We start from the raw sequence: 22,297 nt of genomic DNA on the forward strand, positions 1-22,297 counted from the left end.
GCGTGGCCGGTAACGTTGTCAGCGCCAGTCAGAGCGCAATTCGGGAGGATCCAGTCATGACCAGCAACCCCGCGCGGCCTAACGGTCGCCAGGCCATCCGCCGACGCGGCCGCCTCGCCGCGTCTCTTGCTGTGCTCGCGATAGCGGCCTCGGCTCCGTTCGCCCTTGCGCAGACCGGGCCCGTCTCGGTGACCACGTCCGGCCCTGTCGCGGGCGTCACTGCCGATGGTGTCACCGCCTGGAAAGGCATCCCCTTTGCCCAGCCGCCCGTCGGGGCCCTGCGCTGGCGTGCGCCCCAGCCACCCCGGGCCTGGTCGACCGTGCGACCCGCCACCGAGTACAGCAACGACTGCATGCAGATCCCGTTCGCCGGCGACGCCGCGCCTCTGGGAACGGCACCGGCCGAGGACTGCCTGTATCTGAACGTGTGGAAGCCCGCCGCCGCGAGCGCGGGCGCACGCCTGCCGGTCGTGGTCTGGATCTACGGGGGCGGCTGGGTCAACGGCGGAGCCTCTCCGGCGGTCTACAGCGGCGCGCCCCTCGCGCGCGACGGCGTCGTGGTCGTCAGCTTCAACTACCGGCTGGGGCGGTTCGGCTTCTTCGCCCACCCGGCCCTGACCGCGGAGAACGCCGATGGCGGCCTGTTGGGCAACTATGGCTACATGGACCAGATCGCGGCCCTGAAGTGGATCGAGGCCAACATCGCCGCCTTCGGGGGCGATCCGGACAACGTCACGATCATGGGTGAGTCCGCCGGCGGCGGTTCGGTCCTGAACCTGATGACGAGTCCCTTGGCTGAGGGCCTGTTCGACCGCGCCATCGCCATGTCGGCACCCGCGCGCATGGATTCGGGTCTCAAGCCGCTCCACGCCGACGGCCGACCCGATGCCGAGGACGACGGCAAGGGCTTTGCCGAATGGGCCGGCGTGACCGGCGACGACACGGCGGCACTGGCCGCCCTGCGCGCCCTACCTGCTGAAAAGGTAGTGGAAGGCACCGGCATGGCCACGCGCCCCGTGGCCCCCGCCAGCGGCCCCATGATCGACGGCCGCGTCCTGGTCGGTGCCGACAGCGTGTTCCGCAACCAGCGCCAGGCGCGCGTGCCCCTGATGATCGGCGGCGTGACCGCCGACATCGGCTGGGGCCCGCCCCTGCCCCGCGACGAGATGCTGGCCCGTTTCCCGGACCCGGCAGCCGCCGGAGCCGCCTATGGCGACATCACGCCCGATGCCGCCTTCCGCTACGCCATCTATATGGACGCGTTCATGATCGAACCCGCCCGGTTCATCGCCCAGGAACAGACCCGGGCCGGTGCACCCGTCTGGCACTATCGCTATGGCTATGTGGCCGAGACCATGCGTGACGAATGGCCGGCCGTGCCGCACGCGACCGAAATCCCCTTCTTCATGAAGACGATCGAGGCCCGCTACCCGGGCGAGGTCACCCCGGCCGACCAGCAGGCGACCAACCTGATCGGGGCCTACATCGTCAACTTCGCCCGTGCCGGCGACCCGAACGGCCAGGGTCTGCCGGCCTGGCAGGTCTTCGATGCCGGATCGCAGCCCGTCATGCGCTTCGAGGCCGATGGGGCGACGGGCGGACCGGATCCGTGGCGCGCAAGGCTCGACGTCACCCAGGCCGCCGCGGAGGCCGCCCGGAAATAGTTCCGAATCTCCACCCGGGAGAACAACTGACGGCGTCGCGATCTTCGCGGCGCCGTTTTCTTTTGTCCGGCGCAGCCAGCGGCCCTCCCTGCGCCAGCCGTCGTATCGAACCGACTACATGACCGGGAGCAGGGAAGCAGATATCGTTTGCCGGATTTGCCGGAGGCAAAAAAAGGCCGCTGCGGATTACCGCAGCGGCCAGACCGGCGCTCAGGATCGCCGGAAGGGAGTCGTCCTAGAAGCTCGCCGATAGCTGGGCGCTGAAGGTGCGGCCATAGGGGTGGGAATAGGCTCCGTTGAAGGCCCCCTGGCTGGTGATCACGATCGGCGGATCCTCGTCGGTCAGGTTCTGGATGGTGAGGGAGGCGCGCACGCCCCGGACAAAGCCGGCGGCGGGCGAGGCGAAGGCCGTCGCATAGGCCACGGTCATGTCCGCGGTGACCCAGGCGTCGACCTCCTGGGGCGCGATCGTCGTACCGAGCGCGTTCACCGCCAGATTGTTGGTGTATCCGCCCGTGTAGTTGACGAACAGGTTGCCGCTGAACTCGCGCCAGTTGACCCCAAGCGACCCCCGGCCCCGCCACTCGATCGGGGTGTTGTAGAAGCCCAGCCGATCCTCGAATGGCTGGCCTTCGACCACCTGCTGGTCGTTGCTCATGGTCCAGCTCGCGGCCATCGAGGCGTTCACGCCCACCTCTCCAAAACGCCGGTCGTAGAAGACGCTGGCGTCGATCCCGTCCTGGCGGGTCGCCGCCAGATTGGTGTTGCGCTGATCGATCAGCACGTTGACTGCGCAGAAGTTGGGGATTCCGCCGTAGAGCAGGGTCTGGCCCAGATACTGTTGAAGCACCGGATCCGCCGTTCCGAGGTCCGCGTTCGAACAGCTCGCCGGATTGCTGATCGGGATGATCCGCGCGTCAAAGCCCCGGTAGTCGGGATAGAGACCGGCCTGGTAAGCCCCGAGAGCATCGGGCGACGCAATCCGGCCCGTATAGCTGATGTTGTAGTAGGTGGCGTTGAAGCTGAAATCGCCCAGCTCGAAATCCCCCCCGAACGACCAGTTGGTCGCCTCTTCGGGCTTCAGATCGGGGTTCGACCCCAGGACCAGGGCCACATTGGCCAGGGTCAGGCCCGCCGCCGGCAGGTTCAGGAACCCGTTCACCACGCGCGGGTCGCTGTTGGAGGACGGGAAGCCGAACGAGGACGAATAGGCGAACAGGTTGACGTCCGGCAGCGACGGGGCCCGGAAAGAGGTGCCCCAGGAGCCACGCAGGCTGAACCCGTCAGTCACATCCATCGTCACCCCGACCTTGGGATTGGTCGTTGTTCCGACGTCGGAATAGTCATCGTGGCGAACCGCGACGTCGACGATCAGGCTCTGGACCATCGGCACGCCCATCTCCGGACCGATGACCGGCACATACAGCTCGCCGAAGGCCGACCAGATGGTCCGCTTCAGCTTGCTGGTCGCCTCGGTGGTGTCGTACTCGAATTCGTTCAGCGCCGTCCGGTTGGCTCCGTTGATATTGAAGTTGTAGGCCTCGTTGCGTTCCCCGCCGAACGCGGCCCGCACGGTCCCGCCGGGCAGGTCGAACAGCGGACCGTTGAACTTGACCACGATGTCGTCCAGGCCGTTGCCGCTGCTCTGGATATTGTCGCCAAGCAGGTTGGACAGCTGGGCATCGGACAGCGGCGCGCTGCTCAACGGATTGATGTCGCCGATGTTGATCCGGTACTGCAGGGCCGTCGGATTGAAGTTCAGGCCTGTCTGACAGTAGTTGCAGGCCTCGTCCCGGCCGAAGGTATAGGACGCATCCATTTTCCAGTCGTACGGCAGGATCACGCGGACCCCGGCGGTGATGCTGTAGGTCTCCGAATAGTTGTCGAAGTTGCTCGAGCCGAAATCCTTGATCGCGCTGTACTGCACGTTCAGGTTGGCGCCCGGTGCCACGCCTGGGACGCCGTTGATGTAATAGGGGTTGGGCTGGGCCGTCACATTGCCCGCCGCGTCATAGAGGAACGGCGACAGGGTGACGTTCTGGTTCACGGTATTCAGCGACCGCGAGAGCGTGTCGCGCTTGCTGTACGAGGCCTGAAGGAAGCCCTCGACACGGTCGCCGAACTGCTGGTTCGCGAACAGCGAGACCTGATGTTTCTCCTGCTCACCGACATAGTCCGTGTAGAAGGCGGAATCCGTCAGGTTCGGCCGGTTCAGGAGCAGGCTCGAGGCCGGAAGACCGACGTTGGTTCCGCTCGGCAGACCGTAATAGGTATAGGCACCGGCCCGGGGCAGGGTCGGGTTCTGGGATCCATCGGCATTCTGCACATAGATATTGGCCGGGCCGGAAACTGTGGCTCCAGTTCCGTTCAACCGGTTGTCCGGCCCGCCGAAGCGCGTCAGGTCCTGCATCAGGAAGGGGTTTTCCGAGCGCAGGTATGCGTCACGCGAGGTGTACTCATAGGCCAGCAGCACATTGCCGCCGCCCAGTCCCGCCAGATCGCCCCACATCTTGCCGGTCGTGAACGACGGCGAGTATTCGGTGCCGCCCGTCTGGTTGGTCACCCGCAGGGACGCCTCGACGCCCTCGAAGTCCTTGCGCAGCACGTAGTTGACCACGCCGGCGACCGCGTCGGAGCCATAGAGGGCCGAAGCCCCGTCGGCGATCACCTCGATGCGCTCAACGGCGGCGAGCGGGACCTGGTTGGCCTCGGTGAAGTTCGAGGCGGCACCGGTGGCCACCAGACGGTGTCCATCGACCAGGGTCAGGGTAGCCTGGGCCCCCAGACCGCGCAGGTTGATCGCATTGCCCTGCTGGGAATTGTAGGAGCCCTGGGTCCCGCCCTCGCGGAAGTCACCCAGATTGCGGACCTGCGGCAGGGTGCGCACGGCATCGGCGACATTGCTGACACCCGTGCGCAGGATTTCCTCACGGGTCAGGGTGACCGTTTCACTGCCGACGGGCTTTACGCCCGAGATATTGGTTCCGACCGCGGTGACCACGATGTCATCCACGGTGGACGCGTCGTCGTCGTCCTGCTCCGTCCCGGCCGTCTGGCCGGCCGGCGTCGCGGTCTGGGCCCAGGCAGCGGGCCCGTAAAGGGCGGTGGCCAGAACGGCCGCAGCCCCGGTGATCATCCAGCGTGCGCGGCGGCCGGCTTGTGCTTGCAAAGGCTTGGTCATTTCCCCTCCTGCCGCGCTCTCCCGCGCGGACGTCTTGTTGCGGCGCGCAGGGGCGCCGGGCGCGGATTCAGCCGCGCCAGCTGCAATGCTGGAAAGACGGGTCCCGGATAGTCCTCCCTGCCCTCCCGACGCTCTTCGTCGCCTGGGAATGACAGCGTTCCCATATCACGCCGAACACGGAATGACAACGCTACCAGTCGACCCTACAGGGTCTTCGTCGGACAGGTTCCGGAGGCCTGTGCCGCCTGCTCCGAGATGCGGATTTCAGCCAGCGACAGCGTCAACGGCTGCGCCGACATCAGGCTGAAGGGCTGGTCCACCGAACGCAGCTCAACACCGGCCTGGGCCAGACAACGGAGCGGGATGGACACGCTCGTCCATTCTCCAACAGGGCCGGTCAGTTCCGCGAGATTCAGGAAGGTAAAGCCCATTCCGATCCACAGCGCCCCGGTGATCGGCGTCTCGACCCGCGCCCGGAATGTCAGGGCCCGGTCGGCGAGCGGAAGCAGATCGATCCGGTCTCCGCCGATCGAAACGAGAGCCTGGCCGCTGAAGGCCAGCCGCAGGCTGTCTTCCTGGATTGCGCCGTCGGTGGGCGACCAGCTGACCGAGGCTGTGCTGCCGCTTGGCGTCGTGATCGGGGTCACGCCCGAGCCGTCCCGAATGCCCATTGCCCAGGGCGGCTGAAACCGGCCGGCGATGAAGAACCGGTCCAGATTGACCGGTGGCAACACCACGTTGGAGACCTCGGGCAGGGCCCCGACCGCCTGGGGGGCCGCATAGGAAAGGCCGTATCCATAGGCGAAGAGTGGATCAGCGCGGGGATCGTCGACGTTCAGCGGCGTACCTTCGGCGGTGCGGGGCCACGAGAAGGTCAACCGGCCGGTGAAATCGTGCCCCGGCGCGCCGGACGCTGACGCCACGAGAACATCGGCGACGCCCTGCCCCTGTGTACCGGGCAGCCAGGCGGCAACGAAGGCGTCCGAGGCGTTGATCTCGGGGTTCATCCAGAGCGGACGGCCGGACAGGAAGACCGAGACCGTTGGCACGCCCGCCGCCTTCAGCCGCTGCAGGGTCTGCAGCGGGCCCTCGGGGCGGAAGTCGAGATGGCGGACATCCCCCTGCCCCTCTGCATAGGGGGTCTCGCCAAAGACCACCACGGCCACATCCGGCTTGTCGGTGAAGGTGCCGGTCGGGCTGAGGGTCGCCTGGCCGCCGGTGGCCGCGACGGCGTCGCGCAGACCGGCCCAGATCGACTGGCCGTTGGGGAAGTCAGCGTTGCTGTTGCCGGTCCCCTGCCAGCTGATGGTCCAGCCACCCGAGGCCTGGCCGATATCGTCGGCCGCGTCCCCGGCCACCAGCACCCGCGCGCCCGGCTGGATCGGCAGGACCGAGCCTTCATTCTTCAGCAGGACCAGCGACTTGCGCACCGCCTCGCGGGCCACCGCCAGATGGTCCGGCTCGCCAAGACGACCCAGTTGTCCCGCCAGGGCATAACGCGACGGCTCGAACACCCCCGCCTTCACCTTGACGCGCAGGATCCGGGTGACCGCATCGTCCAGCACCGCCATGGAAATCCGGCTGGACCGCACCTGGGCCAGGGTGTTGTCGTAAAGGCCGCGCCAGCTGTCGGGAGCCATGTACATGTCCAGACCCGCCTCCAGCGCCTCGGGGCAACTGGTGCTGGTGCAGCCAGGCAGCTGACCATGGGCGTTCCAGTCGCCGACCACGAAGCCGTCGAAGCTCAGACGGTCCTTGAGGACGTCCCTGAGAATGGTCGGATTGCCCGTATGTTTGACGCCGTTCCAGCTTGAGAACGAGGCCATGATGGTCAGGGCACCGGCCTCGATCGCGGCGGGATAGCCGCCCAGATGGAGGTCGATCAGCTCGCGCTCGCTGATCCGCGCGTCGCCCTGGTCCCGTCCCTCCTCGGTACCGCCATCGGCGAGAAAGTGCTTGGCCGAGCTGACCACATGTTCAGGCCCGATGGGCCGGTCCGCCGACAGCACACCCTGCAGGCCCTCGACCATGGCCCCCGCATAGAGCGCCTGGATCTCCGGGATCTCGGCATAGCCCTCGATGGTCCGGCCCCAGCGGTCATCCCGGGGCACCGCGAGGGTCGGGGCGAAGGTCCAGTCCGCCCCCGTGGCCGCGATCTCCTCTGCGGTCACGGCCCCGATCCGGCGAATGAGGTCGACGTCACGGGCGGCCCCCAGGCCGATGTTGTGCGGGAAGATCGTCGCCCCGAAGATGTTGTTGTGGCCGTGGACCGCATCGACGCCGAACAGCAGGGGCACGCGCGCGCCCGGGCGGGTGGCGGCCGCCTCGCGGAAGGCTGCGGCCAGATCGACCCAGGCCTGGGCCGGGGCCCTGTCGTCGCCGCCAGGACCGGACGTTCCTCCGGCCAGAACCGAACCCAGGGGATAGGTCAGCAGGTCTTCCGGCTTGATCGAGGCAATGTCCGCCTGGATGGTCTGGCCGACCTTTTCCTCAACCGTCATCCGCGCCAGCAGGGCGCGGACAAAGGCTTCCGTGCGCGCATCCGTGAGGGCCGCAGGGCTGTTCGCCGCCGGCCACATCCCGGGGTGCGCGCGCGCGGCCTCCGGAACGTCCTGGCCCGGTACGCCGGTCGCCTGCAGGGCAATGCTCAGAGCCGCGGCAATAGCGGTGGTGTTCATCATGGTCTTCTCCCCTGCGGCGGCGCGCCGCGCTGTTTCGCCTCTTTCGAGGTCTGTCGTTTTCGGTCCTGCGAACCGCGGGCGGACACGCTAGGTTTGGATGGTAACGTTGTCAATGTGACGGGGCATGTGACGGTCCCGGCCTGACGGCGTCGGCAGTACCCGTCACAGTACGAGTCACACAAAGCTGGCGCGCCCTGTCGGCCGGATGGCGTGGGGCACCGGCACGGGCCATCAATCTTCCAGCCGTTCGAAAGCAAGCGGACGCCCTGGCCGGCCGTCGGCGAACCGGGTCTCAAGCCGCTCGGGGGGATGGCCGGTCTCCACCCAGGCCTCAAGCGTGGCCTGAAGTCCCTGCGGTGCCGCGCCCGGCCCGCCGCCGCAGTGGCCGACGCCCGGCGCAATGAACAGGCGGTAGAAGGTGGCGCTGCCCGGGGTCCCCTGCTTCACAGCTTTCGCATAGGCGATCGAGTCCGCCAGCGGCACGACCGGGTCGGCCCCGCCGTGCCACTGGAGCAGTTTGCCGCCCGAATTGCGGAAGGCCGAGAAGTCAGGATTGTCGGCGTCGATCACCGGCGCCAGCCGCGCGTGCACCCGGCTCCAGTCGGCGTCGAAATCGAAGTCGCGCCAAGTCCAGTCCGGGTCGTCAAAGGCCCAGATGCGCCAGAAGCCTTCCCGCGCCGGTCGGGACGGATCGCGGAGATCGGCCCAATAGGCGGCCCAGCCCGCCTCGCTGCCCGGCGGCCAGCCGTAGGCGATCCGCTCACCCGTCCGCGGATTGGTCGCGCCCGCGTACATCCGGCGCAGGGCGGCGACCTGTTCGCCCGTCAGACAGTCAGGCCGGTCGTCTCCGGCGCAGGCCAGAACCGCGGGATCGAAGGCACACGCCTGCGGGGCGGTCACCCACGGCTGGTCAGGATCGTCGTCCGGCCGCCGGCACGCCGCGATCGCCGCGCGGCTGATCATCGGCAGCTTCGAGGCGGGCAGGATCTGACGCCCTTCCGCGTCGCGGTTCTGGGTGAATTGCCAGAGGAAGGCCGCGTTCAGCCGGGTTCGATAATTGCCGGGCGCGCCCGCCAGAACGCCGTCGAAATCCTCCGGATAGCGCTGGGCCTCCATCAGGGCCTGATGCCCGCCGGTCGAGCAGCCGTTGAAATAGCTCCAGTCCGGCGCGCGGCCGTAGAAGGCGTCGACCACGGCCCGGGCCTGCACCATGCTGACATGGACCGCCCGATGTCCCCAGTCGACGATGGCTTCGGGGCGGCCGATGGCGAAATCTGGATCGTCGCCCGTGTGGCCCGTGTCGGTGCCCACCGCCACTGCCCCGGCGCGCACCGCCTCGGCCATCCCGAAATAGGGCAAGGCCGAACTGTATCCACCGTTGCCGGTCATCCACAGCCGCCCCGTCCAGTCGCCGAGGGGCAGCCACACCTCGAAGCCGATCTCCGACCCGGCCACGGGCCGAGCCGTCCCCGTCACGCGGCAGAAGGCCGGCGTTTCCGGAAGCGGCCGGGTCAGGCCCGGCGGCGTCCAGGAGCCGGCGGCCACAACCTCCGTCGTGAGACTGGCCTGATCAAGGGCGAGGCCGGCCAGGGCTTCGCATCGTTCGCTCGCCGGGGCTGTCGCGACCAGCAGCGCCGAGGCCAGGCCGATCACGGCCGCGCCTCCTGCGTCAGGACATCGCTGGCCCGGGCTTCGGCGATCAGCCGCTCGGCATCCCCGGGCAACAGGAGGCGCTGCGCCATCAGCTCGGCCGCAGCCGTGCGGACCGCGCGCACATAGCCCTCATGGTCGCCGTACCGCTCTTCCAGCGATAGGCGCGGGTCGCCCGAGGCGTCGCGCTCGGCCCGGGTCCGGGCGAAGGGAATGAACCCGCCCTGGAAGCCGCAGCCCTGGCCCGCGTAGTAGCCCGTCGCCTGGACGTTCCATCCCAGATAGGTCCCGAGCGGTGCCCTATGCTGCACCGACATGGCCCCGACCCGCTCGTTGCCGTCAGCGTCGACGCGGGGCACACGGGATGGCACGGCGCGGCTGACGGTCGGCGGCAGTCGCGTCTGGACACCCGACAGGTCGTCAGGATCGAACCCTTCGCCGAAGTCATAGTGCAGGAAGGCGTTCAGCTTTCCATCCGGCGACGGCGCGTCGGGGATGGCCGGAAAGCCCATCGCGACGGCCGTCGGCTCGACCAGTTCGCCTGCCGCCAGCGTGGGATAGAGGCTGGGCGGCGGCTCGGCCCCCTCCGCAACCCAGGCCGTCAGGGCCCCGGTCAGGGCCCGCAGGGTGTCGGTCGTCGGATTGGGATTCCCGGGCAGAACGCAGCCATAGGTCTGCGCGCCTTTCAGATCGAAGCCGCCCGCCCCGCCGCCATGGGTGGTGCCGGGGAAGTAGTACCGACGCACATTCTCCGGCAGGGGAATGTCGGCCGCAGCGTCCGTGCCCACCAGATTGGGCGACATCCGCAATCCCCAGAGCTCGGCGGAGGTGAAGGTCTCGAAGATTCGGGGACAGCTACGGTCGCGGGTGCAGTGCGCCAGCAGGCTGGTGTTCCCCCGTCCCCGGACCTCGTCCTCATAGGCTGACCACCAAAGCGGCCCCTCGCTGCCGGGCTCGTACAGACCGGCCGCGCCGCCGGGCACGGCAAAGCGGAAGTTCAGCGGCGTATGACGCGCGGCGATCCGGGGGTTCAGCCCGTCGAAAACCCGGCGTCCCTGCTCATCGGTGTTGAAGCCCAGATGCAGAAAGCTGCGCAGGAAGTTTCCGGCCTGGCTGACACCGACGCCGAGCGTCCAGCGCACCTCACCCGCGAGCGGATTGCCGGCGTCCACGTCAGCATGCCGCAGAAAGGCGACCAGATCCCGCGTCGCGGCAAAGCCGATTCCCAGCACCAGCGGATCTTTGGCCGTATAGGTCAGCTCATAGGCGAAGGCCGGATCAAAGCCGTCGCGCAGGCACAGCTTCGCCGGATCCGGCACACCCGGAAACGGCACCGCCGCGCAATCGGCCAAGGCCCAGGCATCGCCCGACACGCGCTCGCCCGGCGCATCGTCCGCGCGCCTGCGGATCAGGGTCGCCCGGGTCGTGTCGAGGCTGAGCGGCACCGGCCGCGCCACGCCGCCGCCGAGCCCGCCGCGGATCGCCAGGGTCGATGAGCCTGCCGGGGCGTCTACGAACCGGACCAGCACCGGTCCGGTGAGCGGGGCCCCATCGGCCCGTCGCGCGACGGGAACCTCGAGCGTCTGCAAGGAGGGAGCAGCCGCGATATCGCCCTGCCAGCCGCTGGCGACATGGATATGGCCCTCGGGATTGCCGCCCAGGCTCATGTTGCCCCGGTTGGGCACGTCGTAGACCAGAAAGCCGCTGCGTCGCGACGGATCGACAGGCCGGCTGAAGGCAAAGGTCCCGGCATAGACGACCCGCCCGCCTGCGTTCCGGGGGGCCCGTTCGATATCGGTGATCCGGGCATTGCGGGGGTCCGCGGGATCGAGTTCGCCCTCGAACCGGCCGGAGACCCGCTCATAGGGTCCGGCCGCGCCGAAGTCGCCGGCTACGGGTGCCCGGCTCTCGATCACCAGTCGCGTCACCTCCGCGTCGCTGGCGGTGGATGTCAGCAAGGCCAGCCCGGCAAGGGCGGCACACGGGAACAGACGCTTCATCACAGGGCTCCGGTAAGGGCGGCGACCGCAGTCATGACGAGGGTGGTCCCGAAGGCCCACTTGAAGACGAACCTCTGGTGATCGCGCAGGCTGACGCCGGACATGCCAATCAGGATGAAGGTCGAGGCGGTCAGCGGGCTGAGGGGGAAGCCGGTCGTCATCTGGCCCATCAGGGCGGCCCGACCGATCGCGACCGGGTCGTGTCCGACGGCCGCGGCCGTCTCGGCGAACACCGGCAGGACCCCGAAATAATAGGCGTCAGGCGTGAAGACGAGGCTCAGCGGCATGCTGGTCACGGCCACCAGCCCGCTCAGCCAGGGCGTCAGGAACGGCGGCAGGGCGCTGGCCAGCACCCGGGCCATCGCCTCGATCATTCCCGTCCCGTTCAGCACCCCGGTGAAGACGCCGGCGGCCAGGATCATGGAGGTGACCAGCACCACGCTGGCCGCATGACTGGCCAGTTGCGCCTGCTGCGCCGCCCAGCCGCGCCGGTTGACCGGCAGGGCGATGGCGAAGGCGATCATGAACAGCAGGAAGGGCGGGATGGCCGGCACGGGGACAAGGTCCGCGTAAAGGTCGCGGAACAGCAGCACGATGAGCGCCAGGGTCAGGACGGCATTGAACCCGAACAGACCATTCACGCGGACAGGGTCGCGCACGGGCCCCTCTTCCGGTGCGCCGGCCCCGCCGCCGGCCGCCGCCAGCCGCCGGCGCTCTCCGAGCCCCATCAGCAAGGCCGCGAGGAACACCCAGCCGATCCCTGCAGCCATCGCCGGAAGCAACGGCAGGAAGACCTGGTCGAGACCCGCGTCGAGGGCCGTCATGGCGCGTGCGGTCGGGCCACCCCAGGGCAGGAGGTTCATCACCCCGGCCGCCAGGGCGACAATTCCGGGCAGGATCACAGGGTTGAGACCAAGGCGGCGATGCACGGGCAGCAGGGCCGTGATCGAGATCAGGAAGGTCGTCGCCCCGTCGCCGTCCAGGGCGACCAGCATCGGCAGAAGGGCGGTGACCAGGCAGAGCCGCACCGGGTCCCCCCGCACCATCCCGGTCAGGCCCCTCACGATCGGCTCGAACAGGCCGACGTCGATCATCAATCCAAAATAGAGGACAGCGAACATCATCAGCGCGGCCACCGGGGCCACCGTCCGCAGGCCTTCGACCACCATCCCGTCCAGCGTCCCGCCGAAGCCACCGACCAGCGCCGCTGCCACGGGCACAAGCACCAGCGCCGCCAGCACCGGCGTTCGCGTGAACAGGACCAGCGCCAGAAAGACACCGATCGTCACAAAGCCCAGCAGCGCCAGATCCACAATCCTGTCCTCCCCCGAGCATCGCGGACTGTCGCCGCGTTCGCTCAATCTTCCAGTTCGACGCCAAGCAGCCAGGCGCCGAGGCATTTTCCGTGAGCGTCCAGCGAGGCCGAACGCGTGACGCCGCCCGCCAGGGCCCCTTCAATCACGAAGTTCAGGGCCATGAGACCCGGCAGTTCGTGTCTGCGGATCGGATGGTCCGGCTCCAGGCACAGCCGCTCGCGGACCCGGTCTTCGGTCAGGCCGCGCTGAAGGCGGCCATAGTCCTCCGCCCGATAGGCGATGACGGCGATGTTGGACACGTCGCCCTTGTCCCCGGTCCGCGCATGGGCCAGCTCACGCAGCAGCATCAGCTGATCTCCCAGTGCAGGCCAGGTCGCACGCGTCCACGATCAAGCAGCCCGGAGATGATGCCGATCACCGGGCGAACCGCCGTCGAAACGCCTCCGCCCCCCGAAGGACCGTTGGTATAGAGCGCCGCCACCTCGCGTCCCACCCGCCGGGCCTCGGCCTCGGTCCTCATGCGGCAGGCGGCGCGTGCCCGCACCTCACCCGGCTCGGTGGCCGCGACCCCGCCCCGGGCCACCGCATCGACCCCGATCAGATCGAAGCGGGCGTCCAGTGGCTCAAGCCCGCAAAGCGCCAGCCGCTCGTCCACAATGGACAAGGCCAGATGCGCCCGCTCGACGCAGCCCGGACCGGCGTAGGAGATCTGCCCCTCCCCCAGCCAGCCGTCGTCGATTCCCACCGAAACCTTGAGACTTCCGGGGCGCGGCCCGCCGCCGCCGCCGCTCAGGGCCACCCGGTCCTCGCCCAGATCGGTGAATACAATGGTGCTGAAATCGGCGGTGACGTCGGGCGTCAGATAGGCTTCGGGGTCGTGCAGTTCATACAAAAGCTGCTCGGTACAGGTCGCCACCGACACCCGCCCGCCTGTACCCTCCAGCTTGCCAAGGATCGCCGAGCCGTCCTCGCTCACGTCCGCAAACGGAAAACCCAGCCGAGCGAGGTGGGGGACGTCCTTGAAACCGGGGTCGGCGAAGTAGCCGCCCGTCAACTGGCCGGCGCACTCCAGCAGGTGACCGACCGCCGTGCCACGACCCAGCCGGTCCCAGTCGTCGGCCCGCCACCCGAAGGCATGGACCATGGGGCCCACGAACAGCGACGGGTCGGCCACCCTTCCGGTCAGGACGATATCGGCACCTTCGTCAAGCGCCTGGGCGATGGCCTCGTACCCCAGATAGGCGTTGGCCGACACCACGCCTTCGACGGGAGGCGGCTCCTGGCCGAACGGTTCCAGCTCGTCGATCCGGTCCCGCACGTCATCGCCGATCACGGCGGCGATCCTGAGGTTTTCAAGGCCAAGCTCTCGCGCCACGGCCGCCGCCCGCCGCGCCGCGCCCTGAGGATTGGCGGCACCCATGTTGCTGATGATCCGGGTGCCGTTCAGGTAGCAGGCTGGCAGAACCGCGCGCAGCCGTTCCTCCAGCAGCGGATCGTAACCACCGGTCTGGTCCGCCTGGCGCGCCGCCACCGCCAGGGCGATCGTGCGTTCCGCCAGACATTCGAACACCAGGAAGTCGAGCTGTCCGCGCTGGGCCAGATCGACCGCAGGGTCGATTCTGTCCTCCGAAAAACCCGCGCCCGAACCGATGCGTATCGCCTTCCCCATAGGAGCATCAGGACGCACGAGGATGACAGGCGCAAAGACCAATGTCGGATCGGCCCATGCAGAAATCACATGACAGCGGGAGGCCGCATGCTAGATTCGGCAGATGCCGCTCAACCTGCGCGATCTCCAACACTTCCTGGCCATCGCCGAGACCGGCAGCTTCACCGAAGCGGGCACGCGTCGCGCCCTGTCCCAGCCCGCCTTGAGCCGCGCCATCCGCCAGTTGGAAGACCGCCTAGGCGACCGACTGTTTGAACGCGACGGTCGCGGCGCGCGCCTGTCTCCGGCGGGAGAACGGCTGATGCCGATTGCGACCCGTCTGGTGCGCGAAGCCGAACTGGGGCTGGAAGACGTCTCGGCCTTCATCAAGGGATCACGCGGACGTCTCTGCATCGCCGCCCTTCCCTCGCTCGCCGCGACGCTGCTGCCAGGCCCGCTCGCCGCCTTTCAGGCCGGGTATCCGGACATCGATGTCAAGATCCTCGACGGTCTGGCGATGAATGTGGAGACCGCCGTGCTTGAAGGCCGCGCCGATCTCGGTCTGACCATACGCCCCCTGCCGGACGTCGATCTGGCCTACCAGGAGTTGCAGGAAGACCTGTTCGGTGCGGTGCGCGCCATCGACCGCCAGAGCCCCGACGTCATCGACACCTGGGCCGGCATGGCGCAGGTGCCCTTCATCGCAATGGCCCTGCGCAGCAGCGTCCGCCAGGCCACTGACCAGGCCTTCCTCCAGGCCGGCGTCTCCGTTCAGCCCCTCTACGAATGCGGCCACCTCGCCACAGTCGGCGCTCTTGTGGCGCGCGGATTAGGCGTCACCGCCCTGCCGCAGTTGACCCTGCGCCTGCTGCCCGAGCCCAATATCGAATGGACCCCCCTGGGTGCGCCAGTAACCAAACGGTCCGTCGGCTTCGTCACCCGCCCCGACCGGCGCTCCCCTGCCGTTGAAGCCCTGATCAGACATCTGGCCTGTCCAGCATGATGCTGCGGCAGGATCCGGCCAGCGCTTGGGCAGAGCGAGCCGGTTGAGAATTTCGACGACGTCGTTCGCCCTCTCGGCAACTCTAGGGGGCGAGCGTTACGGGATCCCGGGGTCCGACCCCAATCGCTGAGCTCAGCCGTCGCTAGGAGCTGATCTCGGAAGAGCCTGCACCCACAGGCCCGCGCCCCCTACTCCCACTCGATCGTGCCGGGAGGCTTGGAGGTCACGTCGTAAACCACACGATTCACGCCCCTCACCTCGTTGACGATCCGGGTCGCGCATTTGCCCAGCACGTCCCACGGGAACTCGAAGAAGTCCGCCGTCATGCCGTCGGTGGACGAGACCGCGCGCAGCGCCAGCACCTTTTCATAGGTGCGGGCGTCGCCCATCACCCCCACCGTCTTCACCGGCAGCAGGACGGCGAAGGCCTGCCAGATGCTGTCGTACAGGCCGGCCTTGCGGATTTCGTCCAGATAGATGGCGTCGGCCTGCTGCAGGGTCTCGACGGCGTCCGGCGTAATCTCTCCGGGGATGCGGATGGCCAGGCCCGGCCCCGGGAAGGGGTGGCGGCCCACGAAGGCATCGGTCAGACCCAGTTCGCGGCCGAGTGACCGAACCTCGTCCTTGAACAGTTCGCGCAGGGGCTCGACCAGTTTCAGCTTCATATAGTCGGGCAGGCCTCCGACATTGTGGTGGCTCTTGATCACATGGGCCTTGCCGCTGGACGACGACACGCTCTCGATCACGTCGGGGTACAGCGTCCCCTGGGCCAGGAACTCGGCCCCCTCGATCTTTGCGGCCTCGCGGTCAAAGATCTCGATGAAGACCCGGCCGATGGTCTTGCGCTTGGTCTCCGGGTCCGACTGGCCGGCCAGGGCCCCGAGGAATTCCTTCGACGCATCAACATGCACCAGCGGGATGTTGTAGTGCTCGCGGAACAGGGTGGTGACCTGGGTCGCCTCGTCCTTGCGCAGCAGGCCGGTGTCGACAAACACACAGGTCAGTTGGTCGCCGATGGCCTCATGGATCAGCACCGCTGCGACCGAGGAATCGACGCCGCCGGACAGGCCGCAGATGACCTTGGCGGAGCCGACCTGTTCGCGGATCTGGGCGATCTTCTCGTCGCGATAGGCCGCCATGGTCCAGTCGCCCTTCAGCCCGGCGATGCCGTGGGTGAAGTTCTTCAGCATCTGGTGGCCGCGCGGCGTGTGCATCACTTCCGGATGGAATTGAACGCCGTAGAAGCGCCGCTTCTCATCCGCGATCACGGCATAGGGCGAGCCGGCCGAGGTCGCCACCACGTCGAAGCCTTCGGGGATGGCGATGATCTTGTCGCCATGGCTCATCCAGACGGTTTCCTCCTCGCCAACCGGGGCGAGGCCCGCCAGCAGGGGCGACTCCGTCTCCACGGTGATCCCGGCCCGGCCGAACTCGCGGGTGTGGCCGCCCTCGACCTTGCCCCCCAGCTGTTCGCACATCGTCATCTCGCCGTAGCAGATGCCCAGCACGGGCACGCCGGCCTCGAACACGGCCTCGGGCGCGCGCGGGCTGCCTTCCTCGTGCACGCTCTCGGGCCCACCCGACAGGATGATGGCCGCCGGCTTCATCCCCGCCAGAGCCGCCTCGGCCTTCTGGAACGGGTGGATCTCGCAATAGACGCTGGCTTCGCGCAGACGCCGCGCAATCAGTTGCGTCACCTGGCTGCCGAAATCGACGATGAGGACCTTCTGGTGCGGGGTCGGGGTCGTCATCGGGTCTCCTCGGGAAGGGGGGCAGTCAATCGTTCGAACTCGGCCTTCAGCAGGTCCAGCGCCTCGGCCAGGCCCTCATCGATCACATGAAGGGTGTCGGTCCAGTCGGACAGGCCGGTCAGGTCGGCCTTTCCGTCGCTGATCCCGCGCAGGCCCAGCACCGGGACATCGAAGCGGGCGGCGGCGCGGACCACGGCATAGGTCTCCATATCGACCATGTCGGCGTCGATCGCGTCATAGGCCTCGCCGGTGACGATACTGGCCCCGGTCGCCAGCCGGGCATAGGGCTGGCCGGCCGGTCCGCTGGCCAGGGTCAGGACGGCGGGCTGATCGAGGAAGGGTGTGATCCCGGGCGGAAAGCCCAGCGCCGAGGCGTCCATGTCGCGATAGGCGACCTCGTCGACCCAGTAGATGCGGCCGTGTTCCAGGGTCTGGGACCCGGCGGAGCCGAGGCAGATGACGACGTCCGGCAGGCGGTCCGCTTGCGCCAGTTCGGCCAGGGCCGCGGTGGTCGAGACGGCGGCCTCGACCGGACCGACGCCGGTGATCAACGGCCGGATCCGCGATCGCAGCGCCGGGCCATACTCGGCCTCGGCCGCCATGACGCACAGGGCCGTCAGCGGGCCGAAGTTGGTGAGGGTGTAGGTCCCGCTCACGCCTGCCGCTCATAAAGGGCGACGAAGAAGCCGTCCGTCCCGGTGGCGGCCGGCGACATCCGCAGCCGGTGGCCCTGGGCCAGACCGGCCAGGGTGTTGCGGCCGGCGTCGCTCAGGGCCGGACTGGCCAAGGCCTCGCCGATCGCGACCGGCGCGAAGGACGGATGATCCTCCTCGAAATGATCGACCGTGGCCTCGTTCTCGACCCGCAGCATCGAGCAGGTGACATAGACCAGCCGGCCGCCCGGCTTCACCAGTTTCGCGGCCCGCGCCAGGATCGCCATCTGCAGCGAATGCATCCGGTCGACCTCTTCGGGCTTCAGCCGCCAGGCGTCCTCGGGCCGGCGCCGCCAGGTCCCCGAGCCGGTGCAGGGGGCGTCGACGAAGACCACATCGGCGATGCCGACGATGTCCTCGACCCCGCCGCCATTGGGCCCCAGATGGATCAGCTCGGCCTCGACGCCGGCGCGGGCCAGGCGGGGAAGGATGTTGTCCAGCCGCTTCTGAACCACGTCGCAGGCGATAAGCCGGCCTTCGGCCCGGGCGATCGTGGCGGGCCTGGGCTTCGATTTCGGTGCATCGACCCAGCCGGTCGGGGTCCAGATGCGCTCGGGCTCGGCAGGGGCGGCTTCGATGCGCGACGCCCCCGCCGCCAGCCCCTGCATGGCCAGACCCAGGGTCTTGCCCCCGCCCCCGGCGCAATAATCGACCACGGTCATGCCCGGCTCGACACCGGCCAGCCAGCAGACGATCTGGCTGCCCTCATCCTGGATCTCGATACGGCCGGCCTTGAAGGCCTCCAGCGCCTGGACATTGGGCGGCGGCTCGGCCGACAGGCGCAGGCCCCAGGCCGACCACGGCGTCCGCTCGGGAGACAGGCCCGCCTCGCGCAGCTCCGCCTCGACCTCGGCGACCGTGGCCTTGGCACCATTGACCCGTAGGTCGATCGGCGCGCGCGGCACCATCAGGCCCGCGGCCTCCTCGGCCCAGCGCTCGCCGAAGGTGCCCTTGAAGTCCTCGACCACGAACTCTGGCAGGCCGGCGGCGACCCAGCCGGGCAGGTCGTCGGCCGTGGCGCTGATCCGCGCGCGTTCCTGTTTCGACAGGGGCTTGGGCCCATAGCCCTCGCCCGAATGCAGCGCCTCGATCTCTTCCACCGAAAGGCCGTCGATCAGGCTGAGGGCCCCGATCACAAGGGCCCGGCCGTCCTCGCGCCCGCCCATGGCCCAGACCAGCCGCCCGCGCGCGCGGATGACCTTGTAAACCTGGTCGGCGATGGCGCGCCGGTCCTTGGACCCGGCGTAGCGGTTCTCCGTCCCCCAGGTCTTGAGCACGGCCTCGGCCGGGGCCTTGCCCGCACTGATGCGGTCGATGATGGAGGCGGCGGCGGCGAGACGGGCGGCGGGGGTCAAATCAGGGCGTTCAGTTCAGGTTGTTCAGGTGAAGAGGGCGGCGAAGATGGCGACCAGACCGCCCATGGCGATCAGCCAGACGATCGAGCGCACGAAGGGCACGCCGAAGGCGTACAGCGGGATATAGACCACTCGCGCCCAGAAGAAGGCCTGGGTGCCCCAGAAGGTCAGCGGTCCATTGGCATCCGTCACGTGGGCGATCAGGACCGCCCCGATGAACAGCGGCAGGGTCTCCCACATATTCGCCTGGGCCCGTTCCAGCCTCTGGGTGATGAGGCCCGGCCGGGCGGGATTGCCGTCGCGCGGTCCGGCGTTCCAGCCGATGCCGTTGGCCATGGTCCGGCCCGCCGCCGGCAGGAACAGGAACACGAACGCCAGCACCAGCGTGGCCGCCAGCATGGTCAGTTCCGGCGTCTGCACCAGCACCCAGTCGTTGCCCATCGGTCTCACCCCTGCCTGTAGTTCGGTGCCTCGCGCGTGATCATCACGTCGTGGACATGGCTTTCGCGCAGGCCCGCGCCCGTGATCCGGACGAACCGGGCCCGCTCCTGCAGGTCCGCGATGGTCGCGGCCCCGACATAGCCCATGGCGGCCCGCAGCCCCCCGACCATCTGGTGCAGCACGGGCGAGATCGGCCCCTTGTACGGCGTCTGACCCTCGATGCCTTCGGGCACCAGCTTCTGGGTATCCTCGACTTCCTTCTGGAAGTAGCGGTCGGCCGAACCGGCCCCCATGGCCCCGACCGAGCCCATGCCGCGATAGCTCTTGTAGGAACGTCCCTGGTACAGGAACACCTCGCCGGGGCTTTCGTCCGTGCCGGCGAACATCGAGCCCATCATCGCGCAGGACGCGCCCGCCGCGATCGCCTTGGCCAGATCGCCCGAGTATTTGATCCCGCCGTCGGCGATGACCGGGGCACCGGAGTCCTTCGCGGCGCGGACGGCTTCCATGATGGCGGTCAGCTGGGGCACGCCGACCCCCGCCACGATCCGGGTGGTGCAGATGCTGCCCGGGCCGATCCCGACCTTGACCGCATCGGCTCCCGCATCGATCAGGGCCCGCGCCCCGTCATAGGTGGCGACATTGCCGGCGATGATCTGGACGCGGTTGTTCTCGCGCTTGATCCGCTCGACGGCCCGGGAGACCTGGATCGAATGCCCGTGGGCGGTGTCGATCACCACCACATCGACCCCGGCCTCGGCCAGCGCCATGGAGCGCTCATACCCAGCGTCACCGACGGTCGAGGCCGCGCCCACCAGCAGCCGGCCCTGCTCGTCCTTGGCCGCGTGCGGATGCGCCTGGGCCTTCTCGATGTCCTTCATCGTGATCAGGCCGGTGGCGCGATAGTCGGCATCGACCACGATCACCCGTTCGATCTTGCGGTCGCGCAGCAGGGCCCGGGCCTCATCGCGGCCGGCCCCTTCCCGCACGGTGACCAGATCGCCCGTGGTCATCAACTCGGCCGCCTTGCGGTTCGGATCGGTATCGAACCGCATGTCGCGGTTGGTCAGGATCCCGACCAGCCGTCCGCTGGCGTCCACCACCGGGAAGCCCGAAATCTTGCGCCGCGCCACGATCTCGCGGACCTCGCCCAGTGTGGTTTCGGGGCTGATGGTCACCGGATTGATGACCATGCCGCTTTCGAACCGCTTCACCGTGCGGACCTGATCGGCCTGTTCCTGCACCGTCATGTTGCGGTGAAGCACGCCCAGACCCCCGGCCTGGGCCATGGCGATGGCCAGTCGGCTTTCGGTCACCGTGTCCATCGCGGACGAAGTGAGCGGGATGTTCAGGCGAATGTCGCGCGTCAGCCGGGTGGAGACGTCCGCGTCTGCGGGCATGATCTCCGAGGGACCGGGTTCAAGCAAAACATCGTCGAAGGTGAGCCCTTCGCGAATCTCCATGGGAGTCTCCGTTTTGCGGGCCGCCTATCCTCTCTCGCGGGTGCGAAGTCAACCGTGGCCTGCACCCGACGACGCATCTTGTGCGCAAGTTTTTCAGGCGGGCTTGAAACTTTCAGGCCGGGCTAACATTTAGGCTATCGATGGTCGTTTCCCTTGCCCGATCCGTGCGGAGCCTCGCGCTCAAGATCGCCAGCTACGGCGTGATGCACCTGATCGTGGCCATGCTGGTCGCCTTCGCCATCACCCGGGACTGGCGGCTGGCCCTGGCCATCGGCGTCGTCGAGCCCTTCTTCCAGACCATCGCCTATTCCTTCCACGACCGCATCTGGCATCGGATCGAGCGCCGCCGGATGCGCAGCGGTATGGAGGAGACAGCCGAGGCCTTCACTGCCCGTCTGGATCTGATGAACGCCCATGAGCAGGCCCGCGCCCATGGCCATCACGGCCACAGCCACGCCCTGCCGTCGCTGAAGAAGATCGCGATCAAGACTTCTGACTTATGGCGCGATGCATTTCGTCGTGGCCGTCACGGTGGCCTTCGCGATCACCCGCGACTGGCAGGCCGCGCTCGCGATCGGCGTGGTCGAGCCGCTGGTTCAAATGGTGTTCTTCGCCATCCACGACCGCATCTGGTCGTCGCGTGAAGCCCGCCGTCAGGCGACCCAGACCGCCTGAGCCGACCTCAGCGCTTGTTCAACGCCACCAGATAGACTTCCGACGAGCCTTTCCGGCTGGCCGCAGGCTTGACGTATTTCACCTCCTCGAAGGCGACCCGCAGTTCGGCCAGAACACGGCCCGCATCGCCGCCCTGGAAGTTCTTGGTCACGAAATGCCCGCCCGGTTTCAGCGTCCGGATGGCGAAGTCCGAGGCGATCTCGATCAGGGCGATGATCTTCAGGTGATCGGTCTGGCGATGCCCGACCGTGTTGTGCGCCATGTCGGACAGGACCAGATCCGGGGGCCCGCCCAGGGCATCGATCAACTGTTGATCAACGCCCGGATCGGTGAAGTCCGCCTGAATGAGGATCGACCCCGGGATCGGCTCGATCGGCAGAAGGTCGACCCCGACCACCGCCGCCGCGCCGCGATTGACGCAGACCTGAATCCATCCTCCCGGTGCGGCTCCGAGGTCGATCACCCGCGAGCCCTTCTTCAGCAGATGAAACCGGTCGTCGATCTCGCTGAACTTGAACGCGGCCCGGCTGCGCCAGCCCTCGGCCCGCGCGCGTTCGGACCAAGGGTCCGCCAGCTGGCGCTTGATCCACTGGATGGACGACATCGACTTCTTGTCGGCCGTCTTGATCTGGGTCCCCATGCCCCGCCCCTGGGCGGTGCCCCCGGTCGGCGGCCGCACCATGCGGCGACGCGCCGGCTCGGCCTCGGGGAGGCGCTCGGGCGCGGGTATGGGCTTTTCATCGTCACTCATCGCCC

At 68.2% G+C, this 22,297-nt stretch carries 16 protein-coding genes and 1 pseudogene; 4 read left to right on the plus strand and 13 right to left on the minus strand.

Annotated features, from left to right (window positions below; translation table 11 throughout):
• The first annotated feature begins 56 nt into the window (after positions 1-56).
• Positions 57-1,664: a carboxylesterase/lipase family protein gene (locus SJY26_RS13425; RefSeq protein ID WP_396593513.1), complete on the plus strand. Its 1,608-nt coding sequence runs from the start codon at positions 57-59 to the stop codon at positions 1,662-1,664.
• A gap of 235 nt (positions 1,665-1,899) precedes the next feature.
• Here SJY26_RS13425 and SJY26_RS13430 read toward each other — a convergent pair whose 3' ends face one another.
• The 7 genes from SJY26_RS13430 to SJY26_RS13460 form a co-directional block, all read right to left on the minus strand.
• The gene (locus SJY26_RS13430) at positions 1,900-4,845 is read right to left on the minus strand and encodes a TonB-dependent receptor plug domain-containing protein (RefSeq protein WP_396593514.1); all 2,946 of its coding nucleotides are present in this window, start codon (positions 4,843-4,845) and stop codon (positions 1,900-1,902) included.
• 203 nt (positions 4,846-5,048) lie between these two features.
• On the minus strand, positions 5,049-7,523 hold the full coding sequence (locus tag SJY26_RS13435) for a glycoside hydrolase family 3 N-terminal domain-containing protein (RefSeq protein WP_396593515.1): 2,475 nt from the start codon (positions 7,521-7,523) through the stop codon (positions 5,049-5,051).
• Positions 7,524-7,757: 234 nt separating this feature from the next.
• Complete coding sequence (locus SJY26_RS13440) at positions 7,758-9,179, minus strand: tannase/feruloyl esterase family alpha/beta hydrolase (RefSeq protein ID WP_396593516.1); 1,422 nt, start codon at positions 9,177-9,179, stop codon at positions 7,758-7,760.
• Positions 9,176-11,176: an alpha/beta hydrolase domain-containing protein gene (locus tag SJY26_RS13445; protein ID WP_396593517.1), complete on the minus strand. Its 2,001-nt coding sequence runs from the start codon at positions 11,174-11,176 to the stop codon at positions 9,176-9,178. The genes SJY26_RS13440 and SJY26_RS13445 overlap by 4 nt, the downstream gene beginning before the upstream one ends.
• The gene (locus SJY26_RS13450; RefSeq protein WP_396593518.1) at positions 11,176-12,489 is read right to left on the minus strand and encodes a CitMHS family transporter; all 1,314 of its coding nucleotides are present in this window, start codon (positions 12,487-12,489) and stop codon (positions 11,176-11,178) included. The genes SJY26_RS13445 and SJY26_RS13450 overlap by 1 nt, the downstream gene beginning before the upstream one ends.
• 44 nt (positions 12,490-12,533) lie before the next feature.
• A complete protein-coding gene (locus SJY26_RS13455) occupies positions 12,534-12,839 on the minus strand; it encodes a hypothetical protein (RefSeq protein ID WP_396593519.1) in 306 nt (101 codons plus the stop codon).
• Entirely contained in the window at positions 12,839-14,161 is a 1,323-nt protein-coding gene (locus SJY26_RS13460; protein WP_396593520.1) for an acyclic terpene utilization AtuA family protein, read from the minus strand. Before SJY26_RS13460 ends, SJY26_RS13455 begins: the two co-directional genes overlap by 1 nt.
• Positions 14,162-14,264: 103 nt before the next feature.
• On the opposite strand from SJY26_RS13460, the gene SJY26_RS13465 reads away from it, so the two are divergent.
• Entirely contained in the window at positions 14,265-15,143 is an 879-nt protein-coding gene (locus tag SJY26_RS13465) for a LysR family transcriptional regulator (RefSeq protein WP_396593521.1), read from the plus strand.
• Positions 15,144-15,331: 188 nt separating this feature from the next.
• Here the strand turns inward: SJY26_RS13465 and guaA are convergent, their stop codons facing one another.
• The 5 genes from guaA to guaB are packed head-to-tail and all read right to left on the minus strand — an operon-like array spanning position 15,332 to position 20,866.
• Positions 15,332-16,894, minus strand: a complete 1,563-nt coding sequence (guaA, locus tag SJY26_RS13470) for a glutamine-hydrolyzing GMP synthase (protein ID WP_396593522.1) — start codon at positions 16,892-16,894, stop codon at positions 15,332-15,334.
• Positions 16,891-17,550 carry a 5'-methylthioadenosine/S-adenosylhomocysteine nucleosidase gene (locus SJY26_RS13475; protein ID WP_396593523.1) on the minus strand — a complete coding sequence of 220 codons (660 nt, stop codon included), beginning with the start codon at positions 17,548-17,550 and terminating at the stop codon, positions 16,891-16,893. The genes guaA and SJY26_RS13475 overlap by 4 nt, the downstream gene beginning before the upstream one ends.
• Positions 17,547-18,962 (minus strand): RsmB/NOP family class I SAM-dependent RNA methyltransferase, encoded by a 1,416-nt coding sequence (locus tag SJY26_RS13480; protein ID WP_396593524.1) that lies wholly within the window; start codon positions 18,960-18,962, stop codon positions 17,547-17,549. Before SJY26_RS13480 ends, SJY26_RS13475 begins: the two co-directional genes overlap by 4 nt.
• A 24-nt stretch (positions 18,963-18,986) precedes the next feature.
• Positions 18,987-19,403 carry an MAPEG family protein gene (locus SJY26_RS13485; RefSeq protein ID WP_396593525.1) on the minus strand — a complete coding sequence of 139 codons (417 nt, stop codon included), beginning with the start codon at positions 19,401-19,403 and terminating at the stop codon, positions 18,987-18,989.
• A gap of 5 nt (positions 19,404-19,408) precedes the next feature.
• Positions 19,409-20,866, minus strand: coding sequence for an IMP dehydrogenase (gene guaB, locus SJY26_RS13490; RefSeq protein ID WP_396593526.1), 1,458 nt, complete (start codon positions 20,864-20,866; stop codon positions 19,409-19,411).
• 221 nt (positions 20,867-21,087) lie between these two features.
• Between guaB and SJY26_RS13495 the strand changes: the two are divergent.
• Both SJY26_RS13495 and SJY26_RS13500 read left to right on the plus strand, forming a co-directional pair.
• Positions 21,088-21,138: pseudogene (locus tag SJY26_RS13495) on the plus strand (hypothetical protein); the annotation flags it as partial.
• A gap of 235 nt (positions 21,139-21,373) precedes the next feature.
• A complete protein-coding gene (locus SJY26_RS13500; protein WP_396593527.1) occupies positions 21,374-21,541 on the plus strand; it encodes a DUF2061 domain-containing protein in 168 nt (55 codons plus the stop codon).
• Between the two features lie 7 nt (positions 21,542-21,548).
• On the opposite strand, the gene SJY26_RS13505 is transcribed toward SJY26_RS13500, so the two are convergent.
• Positions 21,549-22,292, minus strand: coding sequence for an RlmE family RNA methyltransferase (locus SJY26_RS13505; RefSeq protein ID WP_396593528.1), 744 nt, complete (start codon positions 22,290-22,292; stop codon positions 21,549-21,551).
• Positions 22,293-22,297 lie beyond the last annotated feature (5 nt).

The sequence above is a fragment of the Brevundimonas sp. R86498 genome (genome assembly GCF_044598075.1).
Lineage (GTDB): Bacteria > Pseudomonadota > Alphaproteobacteria > Caulobacterales > Caulobacteraceae > Brevundimonas.

Coding starts and splice junctions, on each gene's coding strand:
- SJY26_RS13425 (WP_396593513.1), top strand. CDS start 57: ATGACCAGCAACCCCGCGCGGCCTAACGGTCGCCAGGCCATCCGCCGA.
- SJY26_RS13430 (WP_396593514.1), bottom strand. CDS start 4,845: ATGACCAAGCCTTTGCAAGCACAAGCCGGCCGCCGCGCACGCTGGATG.
- SJY26_RS13435 (WP_396593515.1), bottom strand. CDS start 7,523: ATGAACACCACCGCTATTGCCGCGGCTCTGAGCATTGCCCTGCAGGCG.
- SJY26_RS13445 (WP_396593517.1), bottom strand. CDS start 11,176: ATGAAGCGTCTGTTCCCGTGTGCCGCCCTTGCCGGGCTGGCCTTGCTG.
- SJY26_RS13455 (WP_396593519.1), bottom strand. CDS start 12,839: ATGCTGCTGCGTGAGCTGGCCCATGCGCGGACCGGGGACAAGGGCGAC.
- SJY26_RS13460 (WP_396593520.1), bottom strand. CDS start 14,161: ATGGGGAAGGCGATACGCATCGGTTCGGGCGCGGGTTTTTCGGAGGAC.
- SJY26_RS13465 (WP_396593521.1), top strand. CDS start 14,265: ATGCCGCTCAACCTGCGCGATCTCCAACACTTCCTGGCCATCGCCGAG.
- guaA (WP_396593522.1), bottom strand. CDS start 16,894: ATGACGACCCCGACCCCGCACCAGAAGGTCCTCATCGTCGATTTCGGC.
- SJY26_RS13485 (WP_396593525.1), bottom strand. CDS start 19,403: ATGGGCAACGACTGGGTGCTGGTGCAGACGCCGGAACTGACCATGCTG.
- guaB (WP_396593526.1), bottom strand. CDS start 20,866: ATGGAGATTCGCGAAGGGCTCACCTTCGACGATGTTTTGCTTGAACCC.
- SJY26_RS13500 (WP_396593527.1), top strand. CDS start 21,374: ATGCATTTCGTCGTGGCCGTCACGGTGGCCTTCGCGATCACCCGCGAC.
- SJY26_RS13505 (WP_396593528.1), bottom strand. CDS start 22,292: ATGAGTGACGATGAAAAGCCCATACCCGCGCCCGAGCGCCTCCCCGAG.